This is a genomic window from Mucilaginibacter sp., assembly GCF_039207105.1.
In the GTDB taxonomy this organism is placed as follows: Bacteria; Bacteroidota; Bacteroidia; order Sphingobacteriales; family Sphingobacteriaceae; genus Mucilaginibacter.
The window spans coordinates 31524-52365 of record NZ_JBCECK010000003.1; the positions used below are offsets into that span (position 1 = coordinate 31524).

General features: G+C 40.6%; 22 protein-coding genes. 6 read left to right on the top strand and 16 right to left on the bottom strand.

Annotated features, from left to right (window positions below):
* Positions 1-35: 35 nt before the first annotated feature.
* Positions 36-1172 (bottom strand): glycosyltransferase family 2 protein, encoded by a 1137-nt coding sequence (locus AAGC65_RS01160; protein ID WP_343110565.1) that lies wholly within the window; start codon positions 1170-1172, stop codon positions 36-38.
* Positions 1173-1312: 140 nt separating this feature from the next.
* On the opposite strand from AAGC65_RS01160, the gene AAGC65_RS01165 reads away from it, so the two are divergent.
* Entirely contained in the window at positions 1313-1819 is a 507-nt protein-coding gene (locus tag AAGC65_RS01165; RefSeq protein WP_343110566.1) for a DinB family protein, read from the top strand.
* A gap of 61 nt (positions 1820-1880) precedes the next feature.
* Here the strand turns inward: AAGC65_RS01165 and AAGC65_RS01170 are convergent, their stop codons facing one another.
* The 9 genes from AAGC65_RS01170 to AAGC65_RS01210 form a co-directional block, all read right to left on the bottom strand.
* Positions 1881-2078, bottom strand: a complete 198-nt coding sequence (locus AAGC65_RS01170; RefSeq protein ID WP_343110567.1) for a hypothetical protein — start codon at positions 2076-2078, stop codon at positions 1881-1883.
* Positions 2079-2375: 297 nt separating this feature from the next.
* Positions 2376-3206, bottom strand: coding sequence for an amidohydrolase family protein (locus tag AAGC65_RS01175; RefSeq protein ID WP_343110568.1), 831 nt, complete (start codon positions 3204-3206; stop codon positions 2376-2378).
* A complete protein-coding gene (locus AAGC65_RS01180) occupies positions 3199-4044 on the bottom strand; it encodes a fumarylacetoacetate hydrolase family protein (RefSeq protein WP_343110569.1) in 846 nt (281 codons plus the stop codon). Before AAGC65_RS01180 ends, AAGC65_RS01175 begins: the two co-directional genes overlap by 8 nt.
* A 100-nt stretch (positions 4045-4144) precedes the next feature.
* Entirely contained in the window at positions 4145-4909 is a 765-nt protein-coding gene (locus tag AAGC65_RS01185) for an SDR family oxidoreductase (protein ID WP_343110570.1), read from the bottom strand.
* 123 nt (positions 4910-5032) lie between these two features.
* Positions 5033-6694, bottom strand: coding sequence for an altronate dehydratase family protein (locus AAGC65_RS01190; RefSeq protein ID WP_343110571.1), 1662 nt, complete (start codon positions 6692-6694; stop codon positions 5033-5035).
* Between the two features lie 53 nt (positions 6695-6747).
* Positions 6748-8109: an alpha-L-fucosidase gene (locus tag AAGC65_RS01195; protein WP_343110572.1), complete on the bottom strand. Its 1362-nt coding sequence runs from the start codon at positions 8107-8109 to the stop codon at positions 6748-6750.
* Positions 8110-8129: 20 nt separating this feature from the next.
* Positions 8130-8462: an L-rhamnose mutarotase gene (locus AAGC65_RS01200; protein WP_343110573.1), complete on the bottom strand. Its 333-nt coding sequence runs from the start codon at positions 8460-8462 to the stop codon at positions 8130-8132.
* Positions 8463-8775: 313 nt separating this feature from the next.
* Positions 8776-9291 (bottom strand): GNAT family N-acetyltransferase, encoded by a 516-nt coding sequence (locus AAGC65_RS01205; protein WP_343110574.1) that lies wholly within the window; start codon positions 9289-9291, stop codon positions 8776-8778.
* Between the two features lie 93 nt (positions 9292-9384).
* Complete coding sequence (locus AAGC65_RS01210) at positions 9385-10251, bottom strand: AraC family transcriptional regulator (RefSeq protein WP_343110575.1); 867 nt, start codon at positions 10249-10251, stop codon at positions 9385-9387.
* A 155-nt stretch (positions 10252-10406) separates the two neighbouring features.
* Between AAGC65_RS01210 and AAGC65_RS01215 the strand changes: the two genes are divergently transcribed.
* From AAGC65_RS01215 to AAGC65_RS01230, 4 genes are all read left to right on the top strand, one after another.
* The gene (locus AAGC65_RS01215) at positions 10407-11633 is read left to right on the top strand and encodes an outer membrane beta-barrel protein (RefSeq protein WP_343110576.1); all 1227 of its coding nucleotides are present in this window, start codon (positions 10407-10409) and stop codon (positions 11631-11633) included.
* 490 nt (positions 11634-12123) lie between these two features.
* Positions 12124-13524, top strand: coding sequence for an ATP-binding protein (locus tag AAGC65_RS01220; protein WP_343110577.1), 1401 nt, complete (start codon positions 12124-12126; stop codon positions 13522-13524).
* Positions 13525-13575: 51 nt separating this feature from the next.
* Complete coding sequence (locus AAGC65_RS01225; RefSeq protein ID WP_343110578.1) at positions 13576-15237, top strand: FAD-dependent oxidoreductase; 1662 nt, start codon at positions 13576-13578, stop codon at positions 15235-15237.
* 2 nt (positions 15238-15239) lie between these two features.
* The gene (locus AAGC65_RS01230) at positions 15240-15515 is read left to right on the top strand and encodes a UBP-type zinc finger domain-containing protein (protein ID WP_343110579.1); all 276 of its coding nucleotides are present in this window, start codon (positions 15240-15242) and stop codon (positions 15513-15515) included.
* Between the two features lie 101 nt (positions 15516-15616).
* Here the strand turns inward: AAGC65_RS01230 and AAGC65_RS01235 are convergent, their stop codons facing one another.
* The 6 genes from AAGC65_RS01235 to AAGC65_RS01260 form a co-directional block, all read right to left on the bottom strand.
* Positions 15617-16063 (bottom strand): DoxX family protein, encoded by a 447-nt coding sequence (locus tag AAGC65_RS01235; RefSeq protein WP_343110580.1) that lies wholly within the window; start codon positions 16061-16063, stop codon positions 15617-15619.
* A 173-nt stretch (positions 16064-16236) separates the two neighbouring features.
* Positions 16237-16725, bottom strand: a complete 489-nt coding sequence (locus AAGC65_RS01240; RefSeq protein ID WP_343110581.1) for a hypothetical protein — start codon at positions 16723-16725, stop codon at positions 16237-16239.
* Positions 16726-17475: 750 nt separating this feature from the next.
* Positions 17476-18567 carry a DUF3810 domain-containing protein gene (locus tag AAGC65_RS01245; RefSeq protein ID WP_343110582.1) on the bottom strand — a complete coding sequence of 364 codons (1092 nt, stop codon included), beginning with the start codon at positions 18565-18567 and terminating at the stop codon, positions 17476-17478.
* A gap of 99 nt (positions 18568-18666) precedes the next feature.
* On the bottom strand, positions 18667-19185 hold the full coding sequence (locus AAGC65_RS01250) for a DUF2911 domain-containing protein (protein ID WP_343110583.1): 519 nt from the start codon (positions 19183-19185) through the stop codon (positions 18667-18669).
* Positions 19186-19454: 269 nt separating this feature from the next.
* Complete coding sequence (locus AAGC65_RS01255; protein ID WP_343110584.1) at positions 19455-19661, bottom strand: hypothetical protein; 207 nt, start codon at positions 19659-19661, stop codon at positions 19455-19457.
* A gap of 83 nt (positions 19662-19744) precedes the next feature.
* Entirely contained in the window at positions 19745-19984 is a 240-nt protein-coding gene (locus AAGC65_RS01260; protein ID WP_343110585.1) for a hypothetical protein, read from the bottom strand.
* A 190-nt stretch (positions 19985-20174) separates the two neighbouring features.
* Here AAGC65_RS01260 and AAGC65_RS01265 point away from each other — a divergent pair, with 190 nt between their 5' ends.
* The gene (locus AAGC65_RS01265) at positions 20175-20804 is read left to right on the top strand and encodes a DUF47 family protein (protein ID WP_343110586.1); all 630 of its coding nucleotides are present in this window, start codon (positions 20175-20177) and stop codon (positions 20802-20804) included.
* Positions 20805-20842 lie beyond the last annotated feature (38 nt).

Consider the following 20842-nt stretch of genomic DNA (forward strand, 5'->3'; position numbering starts at 1 on the left):
TCTATCTTCTTGCTAAAACGTGATAATCTTATGGATTACTCTTTCTCGCCTTTTAACATAGCTAAAGGGTAAAAACTATCGCGCCAGTAAATACCACCTTGCTTTATGGTTATCAATGCCGATTTTAAGGTAACGTAGGCCATTATGAAACTGGCGAACGGGATCATAAACGCATACCACCATTTATTAGGCCTAACGGATATCATATAAATTATCTGAAATACGATCACTACTAAAGCCATGATACGGATCAGGCTTGAGCCGAAAATTAACATGAGCGGAACCGGTAAAACAAAACAGATCAATACCATTAAGGTGCTTGCTATTGATTTAGCTAAACTATATCCGGAATAGGCAAACGAGTTTTTCAGGAGCCCATTGGTAAACTCCTTCATGTTTTTGTACCACTCTAAACAAACATACTTGCTACCGCCCAATACACCCTGTTTTAAACCTGCCGATTTAATGATACTGCCAAGCTTCAGGTCATCATCAGGCCGCAATTTGATACGGGCATGCGTTCCTATCTTTTCGTAAGCATCCCGTCTTACCAAATTAAACGCGCCAATACCTATAAAGCCTTTTGATTTAGGATCTTTAGCCGCCCAGGGCTTCAGGTTCATCATTAACATGATACCGAAGGTTGCCAATACACTATTCAGCGTTTTTGATCTGGATATGGCTTCGGGCAAAATAGATAAATGATCGAGCTGGTGCCTGGTAGCATATCCTAAAGCCTTATTAATGGCATCCGGGTGAAAAACGATATCGGCATCGGTAAAAAGCATCCATTCCTCAGAACTGCTCAGATAACCCTGGTACAGCGCGTTATTTTTACCCAACCAGCCAGCTGGTAAATCTGTTATAGTTGTAACCGTTAGCTTTGGATAACGTGTGATAAAACCCTGCAATATAACGGCGGTACTATCTGTTGAACGGTCATTCACTACAATAATGCGGCAGTTATCGTAATTGATATTACAAACGCTTTGCAGGGCATTTTCAAGGTCGGCCTCTTCATTACGTACAGCTATAATAATGGCCAAAGAAGGTTGGGTTTCAATTAAAGGCTGCTTTTGTACCTGTTGAATTTTTTTCAGGTTTACAAGCAGATAAATAATCGTGGCTACCCACGAAAAGCTTACCACTATGCTGTAGCTAAGGAGAATCATTTGTAACGAGGTTTTGATAAAGGTGAACAAAATTGCAGATATTTTCAACTATTCTTTCCCCCACTAAAACCTGCTGACATAGGGCTGTCATCACTGTATTGTTACTTTGAATCATCAATCAAAATTTAAACAATAAAGCTATGTCAATCTCCATTATCCCCGTGTTATTAAAAGAAATGCAGCAGGAAGCGCAAACAACCCGTAAAATGTTATCCCGCATACCTGAAGATAAATACCTATGGCAACCGCATGAAAAAAGCATGACCTTGCAGCACCTGGCTGTGCATATTGCCGAGCTGCCGGCCTGGGTTACCATGACACTTACTACCGATGGCCTTGATTTTGCCGCTAATCCATATGAGGTAAAACCGGTAGCTAATAACGCCGAATTAATGAATTTTTTTGAAGAATCATTAGCGGGTGGAAAAGCCCATTTAGAACAAGCCAACGAAGCAGACCTGGAAAAAACCTGGGTACTACGCAATGGCGATATGGTTTTGAGTGAAACCACTAAAGCAGAAATGATCCGAATAGCCTATTCGCAAACGGTACATCACCGGGCACAACTGGGTGTTTACTTACGCCTGCTTAATATTCCTATACCGGGCAGTTATGGCCCAAGTGCTGATGAAGGCTTTCAGCAATAAGAAATAAAACGCGTAATCCCTTGTGTTACAACAAATACAAGAGATTACGCATTACACAACACTATTTGTGGTTTGATAATTTGTTTACGTTGATCTCTTCCAGAAAACCCTCCTCATTAATAGCATAACGGGCGTACTCTGTATTGGTATCGATCTTATATGCAGATTTTGACCTTTTTTTAATTTTTTTGCGTACAACCAACAATGGCAAAATAATTACGGCGAGCAGGGCGGTAACTTCTAATAAAATAGTATACATGACTTTGATTAATAAATGTTATTGATAGCACCGGCACCATTGTATAACTCATAGATCATTGTGCTGCCGCGACCAAATAATTAACAGCTAAATGGATGCCATGTTTTTCACTGACGTGATTTATTTACATTTATTATGATGCAGGTCATAAATAACAGGCTTATTACAAATCCTGTCAATAACCTTATAACAAAAAAACCTTGCTATTTAACGTTATAGCAAGGTTCTGATAAAAGTTTAACACGAAAGTAATTTTAGAGGATAACAAACAATCATCTACAAAACTGGCATACAATATTATAAGTTATAAAACAGTGTAGCATTATTACCCCAAAATAGTTCCTGTTCTGTGGCCGATAGTTTTGAACAATACTCATTTAAAACCTTCATGGTACCCTCATAACCGCCGGCAAGTAAACATACTGGCCAGTCGGAACCAAACATTACCCGGTTAATACCAAAAGCATTGAAAACTACGTCAAGATAAGGCACAAAATCGGCTGGTGTCCAGGAACTCCAGTTAGCCTCGGTAAGCATGCCCGAAATTTTGCAATGTACATTGGAATGCTGTGCCAAAACTTCGATATCCTGCCGCCAGTCACCTATCTGCTGATCTTTAATATGCGGTTTAGCCAAATGATCAACCACAAAAGGCTGATCTGGAAAAGTCCTTACTAACTGCTCAGCATAGGGCAAATGCTCCGGGTATATGAGTATATCATAAGTATAACCATGCTTTTGCAAGCTGGCTATACCCTTTTTAAACGCAGGCTGCAGCATGTATTGCTTATCGGGTTCCGATTGCAGGATGTGCCTGAAGCCCTTCAGCTTATCATACTGCTTAAAATATTCCAGGCGCGCTTCCAGATCATCAGCTTTCAGATCAACCCAACCTACTACGCCTTTTACAAACTCATTTTCAGCAGCCTGTTTTAGCAGGAATAAGGTTTCTTCTTCCGACTGACTGGCTTGCACGGCAACACAGCCGTCAATACCATTTTGCTGTAATACTGGTAACAGGTCGGTTGGTAAAAAATCCTGTTTGATCACCAGCATTTCGTCGCTGATCCAGCTATCTCTAACTGGGTCAAATATCCAGAAATGCTGGTGCGCATCAATTTTAGGCATAAGCTACAACGTTTTGTTTTGATTCGCCCAGGCCATCAATACCAAGTTCAACCACATCGCCGGGTTTCAGGTAAAATGGTGGCTTCATACCCAAACCTACACCTGCAGGTGTACCGGTTGAAATAATATCACCCGGCAACAGCGTCATGAACTGGCTGGTGTAGGCTATTAAATGAGGCAGGTTAAAAATAAAGTTTGATGTTGTACCATCTTGTAAAGTTTCGCCATTAACCTTAAGCCACAGGCGCAGGTTATGCGGATCGGCAATTTCATCAGGTGTAGCCAGGAAGGGGCCAAGTGGAGCAAAGGTATCGCAGCCTTTACCTTTATCCCAGGTACCGTTACGCTCTAACTGAAACTCTCGCTCTGATACATCATTATGCAATACATATCCTGCTACATAATCCATCGCATTAGCTTCATCAACATATGATGCTTTCTTACCAATTACAACAGCTAACTCTACTTCCCAATCGGTTTTTACCGAGTTTTTAGGGATCACGATATTATCGTTAGGGCCTACAATAGCAGTAGTGGCTTTCATGAAAATTACCGGCTCAGGCGGCAGTGGAGCATTGGTTTCTTTAGCATGATCGGCATAGTTAAGGCCAATACATACAATTTTTGATGGGCGCACAATCGGGCTGCCTAAACGTACCTCCTCGCCTACTTCTGGTAATTGTTTATCTTTTATAAAGGCAACTAAGCGAGCCACACCGTCAGTCTCAAAAAACTGCTCGGTATAGTCTTCGCCAAAGGCAGATACATCATATCTTTTATCGTTAATGATCAGTCCCGGTTTTTCCTGTCCGTTAGCGCCAAATCTTATAAGTTTCATAGTTATTGTAGTTGTTTATTGGTTGTATGTTTTACGTTTCTCTATGTATTCAGTTATTAACACTAAACGTACAACTTATAACGTAAAACGTACAACCTACTTAGTTATTCAAAGTAATAAATCCGCCGTCAATAGGGTAATCTGTACCGGTAATGAAACCGGCCTCGTCTGAGCAAAGATATAATGCAAGTGCCGCTACCTCTTCAGATTTTGCCATACGGCCAATTGGCTGACTTTTAGATAATTTTTCAAATATCTCAGCTTCCTGGCCTGCATAGTTCTTAGCTATAAAACCATCAACAAAAGGCGTGTGTACCCTTGCCGGCGATATACTGTTACACCTGATGTTGTCATGAATATAATCGCGAGCTACAGAAAGCGTCATAGCATGGATAGCGCCCTTGCTGGTTGAGTAAGCAAACCTGTCAGTAATGCCCACGCTGGCAGCTATAGAAGCAGTATTTAAAATCACCCCTCCGCCATTAGCTTTAAACATAGGTACAGCCGCGAAAAGGCAGTTGTAAGCGCCTTTTACATTCACGTTAAAAACACGCTCAAAATCTTCAGTGCTGGTATTATCAACCCGGCCTATATGAGCTATACCCGCATTGTTAATTAAAATATTAATCGTGCCAATCTTTTTAAAGGTATCAAGCACTTGTTGCTGATTACTTACATCGCAGGCGTAGCCTGTTGCCTTGCCACCTGCTGCTTCAATTTCACTTACAGTATCTGCCGCAGCTTTATCATTCAGTTCGATGATGTGCACCGTTGCGCCTTGCTGTGCAAACATAACAGACATAGCTTTGCCTATGCCGCTGCCCCCGCCAGTAATTACTACTGATTTATTGGTTAATTTAAACATATTTAGACCCCTTTATTTATTCTTTTCATTTGGCGAACCGACTCTCACCCTGTCATCGCTTCGCTCGACATCCCTCTCTTCGGCTTTGCCGCAAAGAGGGAATTAATACACTCCTATAAGTTCTTATAAGGATACTCCCCTTTTCCAGGGTATAAAATCGTCCTGGCCTAATTTAACGGCTTTTGGCTCTATCTCTCCACTGGCGACTTGTATCACATAATTTAATATGCGTTCGCCCGCCTGATGAATGGTTTCATCACCTTCAATAATGGTACCGCAGTTAATATCGATAATATCAGGCATACGCTCAAACATAGCGGTATTAGTTGATAGTTTTACCACCGGCGCGATAGGGTTACCCGTCGGCGTACCCAAACCTGTGGTAAACAACACAATGTTGGCGCCCGAGCCTACTTCGGCTGTGGTACTTTCCACATCGCTGCCCGGTGTGCAAAGCAGGTTAAGGCCCGGTTTGATTACCTTTTCGGGATAATCAAGTACAGCGGTTACCGGTGATGTACCCCCTTTTTTGGCCGCGCCTGCCGATTTAATGGCATCTGTAATTAATCCATCCCTGATGTTTCCGGGTGATGGGTTAGCGTAAAAGCCCGAACCATCTGCCTCGGCTTTGGCATTATAGGTGGTCATGAGGTGCATAAAACGATTGGCTGTATCCTCATCGGTACAACGGTCGCTCAATTCCTGCTCAACTCCGCAAAGCTCCGGGAACTCAGCTAAAATAACCGAACCACCCATTTTTACTAATAGATCAGAAACATAACCCAAAGCCGGATTTGCCGAAATACCTGAGAAACCGTCGGATCCACCACATTCCATACCTATGCAAAGTTTAGAAAGCGGTGCAGGCTCGCGCTGCGTTTGATTTGCCTGTACCAGGCCGGCAAAGGTTTGCTTCAAGGCTTGCTGCAACAATTCACTTTCGGTACCTACCTTTTGCTGCTCTAACACTACCATTGGTTTGCTGAAGTTAGGGTCGCGTTTGGCTATCTCAGCCTGTAAAATACTTACCTGAGCATGCTGACAGCCTAAGCTAAGCACAGTTGCCCCGGCCACGTTAGGATGGGTAATGTATCCTGCTATTAAACCACAAAGCGCGTCAGAATCATCCTTGGTGCCACCGCAGCCCATGCTATGGTTCAAGAATTTGATGCCATCAATATTTTTAAACAAACGTTTTGAATCTGGCCTGTCTGCAGCTGCCTGAATATCGGCATTTAATATTTCTTCAACAGACTTACCTGCCTGATAAAGCTCCATCAATTGCTCTACATCGCCCTCGTAGCTTTTAGCTTTTTTATAACCCAATTTATCAACCAGCGCTTCTTTTAGCACATTGATGTTGCGGTTTTCGCAAAATACCAACGGCACTACAATCCAGTAGTTGTTGGTACCCACCGAGCCATCTGCCCGGTGGTAACCGTTAAATGTTTTACCTTCAAAGTTGCCGGTATCGGGCTGATGCCATTGCAGTTTACGCTCGCCCAGATGGAAACCTTCCGATGCGTGATGAACATTTTGAGTGCTTAGCAAACCACCTTGTGGTATAGTGCTTGTTGCCCGGCCTACCAATACGCCGTACATGTAAATTTCCTGCTCAGGCTTTAACTCATTGATAGCAAATTTATGCTTGGCAGCCACACGCTCTGTTAAAGCAAATGTGTTGCCCTCAAAATTGATCACAGTACCCTGCTCCAGATTTTGGAGAGCTACCAGCACATTATCATGCGGGTGTATTCTTAAAAACGTTTCTTTTTGTTGTGACATTGTATTTTATCTTTTCCCGCACATACCAATAAACGGCCCGGAGGCCATTTATTTTATTGCAGGGTTAATTCAATTACAGGTATTTCGTAATCTGGCTTTTTAACCGGCAGGGTTAATACCAGATCCTGCTGATCATTTTCAGATTGTTTGTATAACAGCTCTGAATGATCATTTAAAAACTGCGCGTATTTGATTTTACCGCTATATCCCGGCAAAACAAGCTTACCTGTATTTGGGTAGTTGTACAAATGTACATACAGGCGCTTGGTTGTTTTATTATAGGTAAGCTTTGAACTATCCGGCGCTTTATAAGTATCGGGCGCGTAGGTACAGTTATAAATGGCATTACCATTGGCATGCATCCAGTGGCTCAGACTATCAAGCGCGTTGGTGGCACGGTAGTCAAATTCGCCGCGGGCTGTTGGGCCTACGTTCAATATCAGATTACCACCGTTGCTGGTTGAGGTGATCAGCAGATCAAGCAACTGGCGGTGGGTTTTCCAGGTATTTTCATCGCGATAGTATCCCCAAGAGCCGGAAAATGTTTGGCAGGTTTCCCAGGTTTTGCCACGATATTTTAACAGTTCTTTGGTGCTTACCTGCTCTGGTGTTTCAAAATCGGCACCGTCTTTATATTCTTCCAGGTTAAGGCGGTTATCAACAATGATGCCCGGCTGTAGCTTTCTGATCAGTTTTAACAGTTCAACAGATCCCCATTCATCTTTGCCTTTACCGTGACCATCCTTACGGGGGAACGAGAAATCGAGCCAAAGAATATCGATTTTACCGTATTTAGTTAACAGCTCAGTGATCTGGTTACGCATATACTCGCGGTATTTAGCCATATCGCGGTTTTTATTCAAAGCCGCATAAGAGGCGTCACTTTTATCTTTTGGCGATTGCGGGTGAATTTCGTCAATAGTATAATCAGGGTGATGCCAATCCAACAGTGAATAATAGAAACCAATTTTTAAACCTTGTGCACGAAAGGCGTTTACATACTCGCGTACCAGATCGCGTTTGGCCTGGGTATTTGGTGCTTTATAATCGGTATATTTAGAATCAAATAAGCAAAACCCTTCATGGTGTTTGGTGGTAAGCACCGCGTATTTCATACCTGCGGCCTTGGCCTGCTTTGCCCATTTTTGCGCATCAAACTGATCAGGGTTAAACTGATCGAAATACTTCTGATAGCCAGCGTTATCTATCTTTTCATTGTGCTTTACCCACTCATGCCTTGCCGCGCCCGAATATAAACCCCAGTGAATAAACATACCGAAACGGTCGTCCTTCCACCATTCCATACGTTTTTCCTTTTGAGCATCTGTTTCTGTTCCTATCATTTTTTGTTGAGCCAATACCGGCATGGCCACCATCAGCACAAAGGCTAATAGCAAGTGAGTTCTTTTAAGCATAATTATTTAGTTGAAATTGGTTACAACGCAAATATTTTATTCATCAAAACCCACTTCTCACCTTTTAAAGCGCCCTTTACGGGCTGCTGGTATTTCCACATCAGGGTTTCCCACTCCTGCACTTTAGGGTTGGCAGCATCGGCAGCAGCCTTTTGCTCAAAGCTAAAACTATCATCAGTTTCCATGATCATCATTAAACGCATGTCAAAACGATAGATCTCCATGTTGGTGATGCCTGAACCAACGATGCTTTCGTGGATCTCGGGCCAAATAGCTTCATGGTATTTTTCGTATTCGGCAATTAAATCTTTGTCATCAACCAAGTCAAGTGTTAAGCAATATCTGTGGCCCATAGATGTATTATAAAATCAGGATATATTGGTAATACAAAGAAATAAAGTTTGCCCTAAAATAGTTGTCCCAAAATCGTCAAAGTGTTCAGCTTTTTTGGCATCGATGGCGTAAGTCAATTGCTGGATTTGAAGCGCACTGAGTAGCATACCTACGGCATGCTAAATCCATTATTTTAATCTGCTACTACAAAGCTTTTATTCCTACGGAATATTGATAAGTAATACGTACTTATTATGGTTGAGTTTAAGCTATTCTTATCAAAGTTTTTACTACTACAGAGTATTGTAAACTATGTTATTGAGCTCCTCTACCTTAAAGCCGTTTCCAATAGATCATAGTTCTGGTTAATCCTCCATGCGGCTTAAAGGCGTAATCCGGAATTAACCCTGCCAAAGTAAACCCAAGCTTTTCATAAAAACCCGAAGCTCCCTCCTCTTCAGCCGTATCAAGTACTAAAAGTGTCCGTTTCTTTTCAATGGCTATACTTTCTGCCGTCTGCACCAATCTTTTGGCTATTCCCCGGCCGCGATGACTAAGCCGCGTCATCATTTTAGCAATCTCTGCCCGATGGGGCTGATTAGGTGGACAATCGAGCAATAAAGTTACTGTAGCTACAAGGCAATTGCTGTCAAAAGCGCCCAAAACAACCCGCTCTCCGCGCTCAGCCGCCGCTAATGATCCCATCCAGAAACTCTTGGCTGTTTCTAAATCCAATGGATGCATAAAACTAACAGACCCGCCATTTGCAACAACTTCTACAAGAATTTCACTTAATGTCTCAATAATTTGCGGTTCGGCCCTTAAAGGCTCTATCCTGATAGTTGACATAGCTAAAAATAAGCGTTATTGATCAATAACTACCCAGTTCAAAAGTCCTTTATCTATTAGTCCTTTGTCCAAAAGTCCCATAATCCCCAAGTCCTAATTCTTAGTAAACTCCTTTTGATATATCAGCGGGCTTTTACCGGTTACCTGCTTAAAATGCTTGTGAAACGTAGAGAAATTATTGAAGCCGCTATCATAACATAACTGCTTAATGTTAAGCTTATTTTCAATAAGTAGCTTACAGGCATAACCCACCTTGATCTCGATAATGAACTGTGAATAAGTTTTGCGCGTTTTTGATTTAAAATAGCGGCAAAAGGAGTTGGAGCTTACACCTGCTATTTCGGCAATTTCGTCCAGATAGATCTTTTTCCGGAAGTTACGAACAGAGTACTCGTATATATTGTTCAGCCTGTCGTTTTCAGACTCGTCGTGATCATATTTAAAACCTATTGACGTCAGGTAATTTACCGGGTTACTGATGGCCATTGTATTCAAGGCCTTGAGCAGCATGATGATTCTTTCGGCACCATCTGTATCCAGCATGGCAGCTAATTGCTGGGCTACTTTTTCTTTGGTATTGCCGCTGATCTGCAAACCGCGTTTAGAGCGTTCAAGCAAAACTTTGATCAGTTTGTTCTCCGGGAGCTGCAAAAACTGGTCGCCCCAAAAATTTTCGCAAAAGTGCACTACAATTATTTCCACTTCGGCCGGTTCATCAGAAAAGTAAACATCATCAAAACGCCAGTAATGCGGCAGGTTTGAACCTACCAATGCCATATCGCCGGCTTTAAACTGTTTAATGCTATCGCCAATAAACTGAGTACCATTGCCTTTTTTAAAATAAATAAGCTCAAGCTCTGGGTGGCAATGCCAGCGGTTATTGATATCGGGCAGTACATCATGCCTTACACTAAACGAGTGTGCCGGACCCGAAGAAACTTTAAGTAAAAGGGGCTTCATTCAACTTAATTTACAATTGATTGGGTAAATGTAGTTAAAAACTGTAAAAATAACTGATTTTAAATAGCAGGTATCCATGTAAAATAATTGTTATCATACCATTTTAACAATTATATAATTTAGATAACTTCGTGCGAAATTTTAAACCTTATTACATGAAAAAACTCTACGCATTGTTGTTAGCAGCAACATTATTTCCATTTGTTTTAAAAGCTCAAAGCAATTACAAACCAGGCTACGCCGTCACGGTTAAAGGTGATACGCTACGGGGCTTTATAGATTTGAGAGAGTGGCAAACAGACCCTCGAAACATCAACTTTAAAACTTCGGCAAGTGCCAGTGAAATTCAAATTCTCGGGCCATCTGCAATTACTTTTTTTAATGTATCTGACCTTGTATCATATGAAAGATATATAGGCAAGCTTAGTACAGATAGAACCAATACATCAGTAATGATTAATGGACGCGATACCAGTACCATTACAGACAGCCTGTTTTTAAGAGTTTTACAAAAAGGAAGCAAGGTAACTCTGTATGAATACAATGATAAAATAAAGACCCATTTTTTTGTGGCCGATAATGCTGATAACAAACCGGCAGAATTGATTTACAGGATATATTACGATGGCGCCAAAACTGTAACAGAAAACGGATACATGCGTCAACTATATGCATTGGCCGTTAAATATGGCGTTGGCGATAATTTGCATTTTCAGATTAACAAAGCTGATTATAACCTTTTGGACATTGAAAAGATAACCGCTAAAATCAATAATATTGATAAAAAGGATATTGAAAAACAACACACCCTTAATAAGGGAACTACATTTTATGTTGGGGCCGGATTAAATATAGGCACAATAAAAGCTGAAAACGTATTTTCCCCATCATCTTTTATCAAATCCACAACACTCTTTCCGCGCGTCAATGTTGGTTTAAACGTGTATGCTAATCCAAACGTGGGGAAATTTATTTTCAGACTTGAGGCTGCATTTACCGGCAACAAGTTTAAAACTACTGAAAGCTATTATGCCCCTGCGCTCACTCATACCGTTGATCAATATAACTTTTCCCTCATACCACAAGTTATATATAACTTTTACAATGCCGACAATTTCAAATTTTATGGAGGTGCTGGTTTTTCCATCAACATATCAAGCTATAAAGGCAGCAACTTAACTGTTACCGATCCTACAACAGGATTAAAAAACACCTTTAAGCCTGCTACAATGTGGGGGGCATTTCCTATAAAAACAGGAATTGTACTTCAAAAGAAAATTGATCTTTACGCGGCCTATATTCCCACGGCTTACTTTACAGACGATTCAAGTTATTCTATGGGAGTAACATCTATACAAATAGGAATTAACTATGCTTTTTGATAAGCTAAATACTGAATTAAAAGCGTTCCGGCATCTCACCTCCGGAACGCACAGTTACTGATTAAACCAAATTCACAGTTATTGATTAAACCAATAACAATCAACTAAATCCAGATCAAGTTCATGTTTGATCTTGCTTACCATCTTTCTCAAGGACGATAAGGTTTTGAATACAGTATTAGGCTTATCGTATGTATAAGTAGTGGCCTTCTCCGGGCCGTATTATGAGGTGATTTATATGGTGGTAAACAAAAAGTATTCCTGTTTGTTTTAAAACGGTTTTGATAAATTGTTGAAGTTTTTTGCCGGCATCAATGATTATATTTTTTTCAGACACTGTATATGACAGTTTAGTGTAACTTAAAGCCTGTTTGGGCATCCAAGTTAAAAATCATGCGTATTTTAGCACCAGCAAATCTGCCGAGATTTTGGTCGGCATTGCTGTCATAAACGCCCTCAAACATTAAATAATTATAGCTAATTTTAATACATGCAAACGGTAACTGTATCCTGGCTAAAATCGCTCGAAGTTTTAAACAATGTACCTGACGATCAGCTGCAATGGCTGTTAGATAACAGTAAAGATCAATTTTTTGAAGAAGGCGAATTTTTGATGCAGCCCGAAGAGCCCATTACAGGGCCCCATATCACGGTTGAAGGCAGCATGCGTTTTTTTATGATGCAGGGCACTGCCCGCAGAGATTATACCATTATTGGCCCGGGCAACATCACCGGTTATCTTCCCTTTTCAAGAGGAAAAATAGCTAAAGGATATGCGCAGGCCATGACCAAATTGCACTTGCGCAGCTTGGATACCAGCCTGATACCCGAAATGATCAAAAATCATTACGAACTTACACAGGCGCTCGTAAACATTATGACCACCCGCGTGCGCGACTTTACGGCTCTGCAACAGCAGAACGAAAAAATGATGGCCCTGGGTAAACTTTCGGCTGGCTTGGCCCACGAGTTAAACAACCCGGCATCGGCCATTGTTCGTGATTCATTGACACTGAAAAAACACTTATCAGAAGAGCCGGAGAGCATTAAGGCTATATTCTCAATGAAAATTGAGCCCGAGCAGGTTACCGCCATCACCAAAACCTTGTTTACGCTGCTTGATGCCAATAACAATACCAGGCTAAGCCTTAAACAACGTACCCATCGCGAAGATGAGATCATTGAGTGGCTTGATGAACATGAAATTGAAAATAGCTATGACATTGCCGAAAGCTTTGTTGATTTCAATTTCACTATTGAAACATTGGAAACATTTGAAAAATATTCGCCAGGTAATAATCTGACACATATTTTAAACTGGGCAAGCGATATGCTGATCACCGAAAAAATGGTGAGGGATATTCAGGAATCGGCAAGGCGTATAGCCGAGCTGGTGAGTTCTGTAAAAACCTTTACCCATATGGATCGGGCACAGGATAAGCAATATGCCGATATACACATCGGTATACGCAACACCCTAACCATGCTGGGTTATAAAATTAAAAAAGGGAACATCAGCGTTATTGAAGATTTTGATGAAACCCTGCCTGAAGTTAAAGCCCTGATAGGTGAACTTAACCAGGTATGGACCAACCTGATTGATAACGCCATTGATGCCATGTTTGTTAACGGCAAAGGCACACTTACTATTAAAACCCGCCGCGACCGCGAGTTTGTGGAAGTTTTTATAGTTGATGATGGCCCGGGTATTGCTCCGGAAATACAAAGCCTGATATTTGATCCGTTCTTTACTACCAAGGAAATGGGCAAGGGTACCGGCATGGGCCTTGAGGTTGTGCAACGCATTGTTAAACAGCACCGTGGCTCTATAAAAGTAAAATCAGAGCCTGGCCATACCGTGTTTAGTGTTTGTTTCCTGATAGATGGATAACCGGCAATTGTTGAATAAAAATTAATAATTTTACGTTTAGAAAAAGCCCCTATGAGCCGCCCAATTATATTTTCCATTGATGATGATCCGCAGGTACTGCGGTCCATAAGCCGCGATCTTCGTGCGCAATATGGTAAAGAGTACAAAATACTGAGCACAACATCGGCAAATGAGGCGCTTGAAACCCTTACCGAACTCAAAAACAGTTCGGATGTAATTGCCTTGTTTTTGTGCGACCAACGCATGCCCGAAATGGAAGGCGTTAAATTTTTAGAACAAGCAAAAAAAATATATCCTGATGCCAAGCGCGTATTGCTTACCGCTTACTCTGATACCGAAGCTGCCATTAAAGCTATTAATGATGTACAGCTTGATTATTACCTGATGAAGCCCTGGGATCCGCCGGAAGAAAAGCTTTTCCCGGTGATCAATGACTTGTTGGAAGATTGGCATAATAGTTACGTACCTGAATTTGTAGGCATTAAAGTAGTAGGCTATCAATTTTCACCTCAATCGCACGTGGTTAAAGACTACCTGGCCGGTAACTTAATACCTTACAGGTGGCTTGATGTTGAAAAAAACATAGACGCGGGCAGTATCTTGTCGTTAAACAATCTTACTACTGATTGTTTACCACTGGTTGTTTTTGAAGATGGCAGTTATTTAGCCAAACCAACCATACAAGCCATTGCCGCTAAGTTGGATACCAACCCACAAACACTTACCGATGTTTATGATGTGGTGATCATAGGCGCCGGCCCTGCAGGCCTGGCCGCGGCGGTTTACGGTGCATCTGAAGGCTTAAAAACGTTATTGATTGAACGCAAGGCACCAGGCGGACAAGCAGGTACCAGTTCGCGTATTGAAAACTACCTGGGTTTCCCATCTGGTTTAAGCGGGGCCGACTTAACCCGACGGGCCATTAGCCAGGCTATGCGTTTGGGTGCCGAATTTTTATCGCCCCAATCGGTAAGCGACATCAGGCAAAAAGATGGCTATAAAACCATTGTTCTTGATGATGGCCCCGAAATCATTAGTCGCACTGTGGTAATTACCACCGGTGTTGACTACCGTAAACTGGAGGTAAAAGGCGTTGAAAACTATACAGGTGCAGGTATATATTACGGTGCTGCTACAACCGAAGCCTCTGCCTGTACGGGTAAAGAAGTGTATGTTATCGGTGGTGGAAACTCTGCAGGTCAGGCGGCTATGCACTTGTCAAAATTTGCCAAAAATGTGTACATCATCATCCGTCGCGATGATTTGGTAGCTACCATGTCTGCCTATCTGATCAACCAGATTGCTGATACACCTAATATTGAGGTAGTACCTAATACCGAAATAATTGAGGCCAATGGAACCAACTGCCTTGAAGAGTTAACCCTGATGAACTGCCAAACCAAAGAAACAGTTAAAAAGGTAGCCAATGCCCTTTACATTTTTATCGGCGCCAAGCCTTATACCGACTGGATCAAACTTGACATTATAAAAAACAGTAAAGACTTTATTGAAACCGGACGCGAGTTGCGCAGCTATGAAGGTTTTGGCAAAATATGGAAGCTTAAGCGCGATCCGTTTTTACTGGAGACCAGTTGTTCGGGTATTTTTGCCGCAGGCGATGTGCGCGCCGGAGCAATGAACAGGGTTGCTTCCGCCGTAGGCGAAGGCTCAATGGCCATTAGTTTTGTACACAAATATTTAGCAGAAGTATAATAATGCAAAAAGAAGAAGAATTATGTCAACATTTGGCAGGTATTACTGAAGTTAAACTACCTGAAGAACGCCTTTGCGAAGAGTGTGTTAAAACACACTCTTCATGGGTGCATTTACGTACCTGCCAAACCTGTGGTGTTACACTTTGCTGTGATAGCTCGCCCAACACACACATGACCAAGCATTTTAAAGCCACCGGACACCCGGTAGTTATATCGGCCGAAGAAGGCGAACGCTGGCTTTGGTGCTACGCAGATGAACAGGTTGTAGGATATTAGTAGTTTTGAGTGATGAGTTTGGGGTTTTGAGCCCGGCATTTAAAAAGTAAAGGTTTAAAAGTTTTAATTAATTTGTCCGGCCTAATTCAGCAACTCACAACTCACACTGAACGACTATCTTTACTCAGGTAATTATCCAGGGATATTGGGCCAGAACCTAATATGAGGAACAATACCAGCAATATCAGTGCAGTTATGGAAGGCCAGGCCATAGCATTGATAGGCTCCTGAAAAATACCGGTTAAAAATACCGCTCCCAAAACTATAGGTATCTGTATGATACAGCCTAAACGTGTAAGTATACCAACCGCTATCAATATACCACCTACCATATGGGCAAATGTTACGTAATAAACCAATATCATCAATAACGTAGGCGAAAGATTAATTACGTTTTGATCATCAATCAAGCTTTTAAGGTAAGCCGTATTATCCATAAACGCTATACCTTTCAACAACAGAAATACGCCAAGCGCAATACGTACCAAATCAAGAATTTTAGGGTGATGAGTATCGCCCCAGTTTTCAATTTTATGAACCAAGTTCATTATTTCCTCCTTTTTAAAGGTTAATTGGTTATCATAAGCAGCGGCTTTATGGAGATCAAAGAGGCTTGCTTATTTCACTAAATATAGTAACAAACTTGTTATAAATACAAATTGTTTGCCTTATAATACAGAAAAAATTTACAAGGAGCTGTTATTTAAAGTTTGATTTATCATCAATCAAAACCCAGAAACTCTTTCTGCTTAACTACAACCGAACCAAAGGTATTATCGCGGTTAACCTTTATAGTGATATGAAAAAAGTTATTATCAAACATATAAATGTTATTAACGGCATCGGCACCTTGTATATTCATTTTTAGCCCAACGCTTTTTGCCTGGGTTATTAAGTTGAATAAATGCTGCGTAGTTTGCGATTTATAAGTAACCGTGCGCAATATGGTGCCATTACTCAATTTAGTACATTCACCGATAATCAGGCTTTCCTCCTTTTTATCGGTACCGGTTTTATGCAGATGCTCAATTGTATTGCCTCCTACATCCTGCAGATATTCCTGTTTAAAGCCTTTGCCCGCTACCACATAATTATGCGCTTCGTCATTAGGCAGGTTTGATATGTTGGTAAGATCGTTTATAGTGATGCTTTGACCAAACACCTGAGCACAGCAAAAAGTGAATAAGGTTATCAGGATGTATTTGTTCATTTCTATTATATTTTAGGCCGTGTTATACCCTACAGCTTATCATCAAATGTAATGCCATTAGCAGGTGGCAATACATGTTTGCATTATCCTATAAGTGTTTTTCATGCACTAAAATAGGTTTATAAACTCTTCGAAACTTGGGTCCCAAATTTTAATTATTAATTGCAGTTAGCTTGCGAAAGTTTTTTTCACATGCTGGGTAATTATAGTTTTCCATAACTGTGCAAAACTATTTCATTTTCACAAACAAGTGCTTACGTTTTCACAAACACACTGATTTATTTTATTTCTTTGTGATTAAAATCCAGCTAAAAAATTACCATAAGTGAAAATTATAAAACAGCGAAAGCAAATTGTTTTATGGTAACAATATTTTTACTTTAAAAGCTCAGCGTTTTGGCACAAATCTTAAAAATCATTGAAAATAATAACAGTAACTTTGACAGTCAATAACGCAATATTTGTAATGCACATGCGTTTCTTTTCAATTATCCACATATAATTGAATCAGTAACTGATCAAATTCACTGCTCAAAACGGCACAAATTACAAAGTAATAAAATTTTGTTTACTGAGGCTGGAGCATCAGTAATTATAAAGAGCTTGGGTAATCATCAACATGATATCTGAGATTTAGTTGATACAATATCATTTGATGATATTGCAGTGCGTTCCGGGGGTGAGATACCGGAACGCTTTTTTTATTTTGGTTCATTGGTATCATTGGTTTGTTGGTTCATTAGTATCAACTTAATGAGCCCAGTTTTTTCGTTCCGATGCCATCACCAGCAATACCATCCGGTTATAAGTATCCAGGCCCTGCGGTTGATTATTGGCCTTTAAAAAGTTATCATAAAAAACACTGCTTATAGCACTTAACTTATTTTGATAAAGTAACCAATAATTACGCTCAATGGCATAATCATGGCGTACCTCCTTGGATATAGTAGCCTTCAGTGCTTTGTAGGCCACTGTATCGCGGCGTCCCAGCGAGTACATGAACTCACTAACCGCCAAATGATAAGCAGAATAGCGCAATAATCTGTTACTTGAATTTATGGACACCGTAAAGCCGGCAAAATCAGCCTCATCCTCGGCACCGTATCCCATCTGGTGCGACATTTCATGACAAGCTACAAAGGGCCGGTTAAAAACGGGCATTTGATAATTGATCTGCGCCTCGGATGTAAAAGGATTATAATAACCTGATGTACCTATATAATTTAAGAAAGCGGTTAATAATGATGGCTTAATGTCTGGGTGATAAGCCCGAAAGTTAACAGAATCGACCGAAAGCTTTTTTACAGCCTGTTCAGCGGCTTCATAAATGGCGCTGTTGCTCTGCGCCATATCTGCAGATGTAACACGCGCCCTGGAGGCATTTACACTATCAATAAGTAGCTGGGTCACGGCTTTCAAATCGGCGGTGGTAAAAGAGGTATCACGCAGATTTAAACGTTGCGCTGCTGACGGCCTGAAATAGTTCATTCCCCAAAACAGGTAAAAAGCAAGTATGCCTATCTGTACCCCTATCACCATGCCCAATAACAGCATACCTGCCTGCTTAAACTGCTTTTTAAACAGCAGCCTGATCAGCATTACTATTTTATAAATTAGGTAAGCAATCACAGTTATATAAAGCAGATCGCCAACACTAAAGGGGAATAGGTTTAAAACCGGGTGCAATACATAACAAATGAAAATGTAAAAACCACGCGAATAATAACGCTCAACCAATTCGGGATAACCGGCAAGCTGCATCAGCATAAAAATGGCTAATGCCAGCAATAATAAAGCTATTATTCTTTTTAGTACAGGTTTTTGAGTTATACTATAACGCATGGGGTTTGTAAATATAGTATTATTTGTACAGCTGCCGCATGGTCATAAAAAAAGCCCCGTAAGCGGGGCTTTAGTGTGATCAGGTTAATAAAAAAATCTTTATTTTATGGATACAGGTACTTCAAAGGTATCCCATTTAAGGCTAAACCCACCTTTACCAATGGTGTAAGACAGGCTCTCTTGTTTTGGAATGGTTTTACCTTTAACCTTTACCCTTAACTGGTCATTACTTTCTTTATAAGTATATGCACCCCATTGTTTTGGATTTTTATCGAAAATAAGTGTCCACTCGCCACTTTGCGATGGGATAACGAAAAACGCATACCTACCGGCCGGAAGCGCTTTACCTTCAACTTTGATAGCTTTACTAGTAGTAATGCTGGTAGCCGAATCAGCACCTGCACGCCATACTTTGTCAAAAGGAACCAGTTCGCCTAATACTTTGCGGCCTTTTACATAAGGGCTGCCATATTTAATTTTAATGGTTGAACCGGCTACCACCGCGGTTGTACTATCATGCGGACTTGCAGGTTTTTTTGCCTGCCCAAAGGTAACTGTTGCCATTAACAGCGCAAATGCAAACAGGAACGCTGCCTTAATTTGGAATGTTCTTCTCATAGTTTTCATATTTTTGTTGGTATAAATATAGTATGAAATTTGCTTGATTACTCACCAGCCTTATAAATAAAGTTGTGTGTACAGCACATGATAATATAAGAAACAATTAAAACCTATTAGCATTAACCATTGTTATACCCATACAGAAAATCACATTGCAGTTAGGAATTGACCTTAGGGTTTCATAGCCAAAAGGTTAAACAATTGTTGTGGTTTTTTTAGCCCTTGCCGCAAGACAAGGGCTTTATTTTTTTCGATACCGGTATGCTTTAAAGCAATTCAAGATCTTCCCGCATTTCCTCCCAATAAATTGTTTCACAATACAGTCCGTTTTGAATTGCCACCCGGTATTTCACCTCCCGCAGCTCGGCCCTAACTTCGTCTTCAGTCCGATCGCCGCTGATGGAGTGATAGTAAATTACATAACCAGTCTTACTGTTTATGAATTTAAAGTGTTTATCGCCGGCGGGTTCCATAACAATGATGAGCTTATACCCATATAATCATTGGTTTAGCCATATTGTTTTACATTATATCAAATGTTACAATACAAATTGCTTTAACTTAGTTTAAAGAGCAAAGCCAGGGTCGAAAGCTCACTTTCGCTAATAAAATCGGGCGAATCAAACTGCCTTTGAATAATGTTTAGCGGTAGTTTAATGCTTCCGGTTGATGTTTTAACCATAACTCCGGAATCAAAAATACTATGGTCTTTATAGTTACCTATCAAGTGGTTATATTGGGATAGCCTTATCAATAATTCAACAATGGCATATGTGGGTAAAGTGCTTTTAGGCATGCGGCAAAGGTACACCCATTGATTAATAATATTAAATTAACATTACATTAACAATAAGGTGACCTTTAACAGCAAATTAATATATACATTTAACCGAAATTTATTTGAAGGCTAAAACAATTTAATTAATTCATTTACAAGTCTTTACTTTCGTCAATATTTAAAACAAACGATCATTAAATCTGGATCTATGTCAATATTCCCCAACTCAAATAAGATTTTTTACGACCTGTTTAATAAGGCTGCAGCTAATGTTGCCGAAATGGCTACCCTGCTTGATATGGCCGTAAACTCGTCAGATTTATTTGAACAGAAATACAATTTTACGCATATTGATAAGCTGAAAATAACCAGCTACGGTTTTACGCATCAGATTTATGCAGAATCGGGTAAACAGCTGGTATCACCTTTTCAGCGTAAAGATATGTGCGATTTGGCAGCCGCGCTTGATGATGTTGCCGACAGGATTGCTATGGCATCGCGCAGGATACATCTTTATGATGTGCCCAAAATAACCCCTCCTATCATTAGCCTGGCAGCTTTAATATTGGAAACAAGCACCGAACTGCAAAGAGCCATCAACGCTATGAGCAACCTGAGTAATTCGGCTCAGATATTTGAACTTTGCAACAACATTAAACAATTGGAATACAAGGCAGATACCGTTTACAACGAAGCTTTTGCCGACCTATTGGCTAATGAAACCGACGCCATTCAGCTTATTAAGTATACTGATGTTTTTATGGCTATGGAAACCGCTACAGATAGCTGTGAAGATGCTACTTTGGTAATTGAAAGTATCCTGATTAAAAACGGCTAATGTTATAAATTACCATCCAATCAACATAAAAAAGGAGC

Coding starts and splice junctions, on each gene's coding strand:
- AAGC65_RS01160 (WP_343110565.1), bottom strand. CDS start 1,172: ATGATTCTCCTTAGCTACAGCATAGTGGTAAGCTTTTCGTGGGTAGCC.
- AAGC65_RS01165 (WP_343110566.1), top strand. CDS start 1,313: ATGTCAATCTCCATTATCCCCGTGTTATTAAAAGAAATGCAGCAGGAA.
- AAGC65_RS01170 (WP_343110567.1), bottom strand. CDS start 2,078: ATGTATACTATTTTATTAGAAGTTACCGCCCTGCTCGCCGTAATTATT.
- AAGC65_RS01175 (WP_343110568.1), bottom strand. CDS start 3,206: ATGCCTAAAATTGATGCGCACCAGCATTTCTGGATATTTGACCCAGTT.
- AAGC65_RS01180 (WP_343110569.1), bottom strand. CDS start 4,044: ATGAAACTTATAAGATTTGGCGCTAACGGACAGGAAAAACCGGGACTG.
- AAGC65_RS01185 (WP_343110570.1), bottom strand. CDS start 4,909: ATGTTTAAATTAACCAATAAATCAGTAGTAATTACTGGCGGGGGCAGC.
- AAGC65_RS01190 (WP_343110571.1), bottom strand. CDS start 6,694: ATGTCACAACAAAAAGAAACGTTTTTAAGAATACACCCGCATGATAAT.
- AAGC65_RS01195 (WP_343110572.1), bottom strand. CDS start 8,109: ATGCTTAAAAGAACTCACTTGCTATTAGCCTTTGTGCTGATGGTGGCC.
- AAGC65_RS01200 (WP_343110573.1), bottom strand. CDS start 8,462: ATGGGCCACAGATATTGCTTAACACTTGACTTGGTTGATGACAAAGAT.
- AAGC65_RS01205 (WP_343110574.1), bottom strand. CDS start 9,291: ATGTCAACTATCAGGATAGAGCCTTTAAGGGCCGAACCGCAAATTATT.
- AAGC65_RS01210 (WP_343110575.1), bottom strand. CDS start 10,251: ATGAAGCCCCTTTTACTTAAAGTTTCTTCGGGTCCGGCACACTCGTTT.
- AAGC65_RS01215 (WP_343110576.1), top strand. CDS start 10,407: ATGAAAAAACTCTACGCATTGTTGTTAGCAGCAACATTATTTCCATTT.
- AAGC65_RS01220 (WP_343110577.1), top strand. CDS start 12,124: ATGCAAACGGTAACTGTATCCTGGCTAAAATCGCTCGAAGTTTTAAAC.
- AAGC65_RS01225 (WP_343110578.1), top strand. CDS start 13,576: ATGAGCCGCCCAATTATATTTTCCATTGATGATGATCCGCAGGTACTG.
- AAGC65_RS01230 (WP_343110579.1), top strand. CDS start 15,240: ATGCAAAAAGAAGAAGAATTATGTCAACATTTGGCAGGTATTACTGAA.
- AAGC65_RS01235 (WP_343110580.1), bottom strand. CDS start 16,063: ATGAACTTGGTTCATAAAATTGAAAACTGGGGCGATACTCATCACCCT.
- AAGC65_RS01240 (WP_343110581.1), bottom strand. CDS start 16,725: ATGAACAAATACATCCTGATAACCTTATTCACTTTTTGCTGTGCTCAG.
- AAGC65_RS01245 (WP_343110582.1), bottom strand. CDS start 18,567: ATGCGTTATAGTATAACTCAAAAACCTGTACTAAAAAGAATAATAGCT.
- AAGC65_RS01250 (WP_343110583.1), bottom strand. CDS start 19,185: ATGAGAAGAACATTCCAAATTAAGGCAGCGTTCCTGTTTGCATTTGCG.
- AAGC65_RS01255 (WP_343110584.1), bottom strand. CDS start 19,661: ATGGAACCCGCCGGCGATAAACACTTTAAATTCATAAACAGTAAGACT.
- AAGC65_RS01260 (WP_343110585.1), bottom strand. CDS start 19,984: ATGCCTAAAAGCACTTTACCCACATATGCCATTGTTGAATTATTGATA.
- AAGC65_RS01265 (WP_343110586.1), top strand. CDS start 20,175: ATGTCAATATTCCCCAACTCAAATAAGATTTTTTACGACCTGTTTAAT.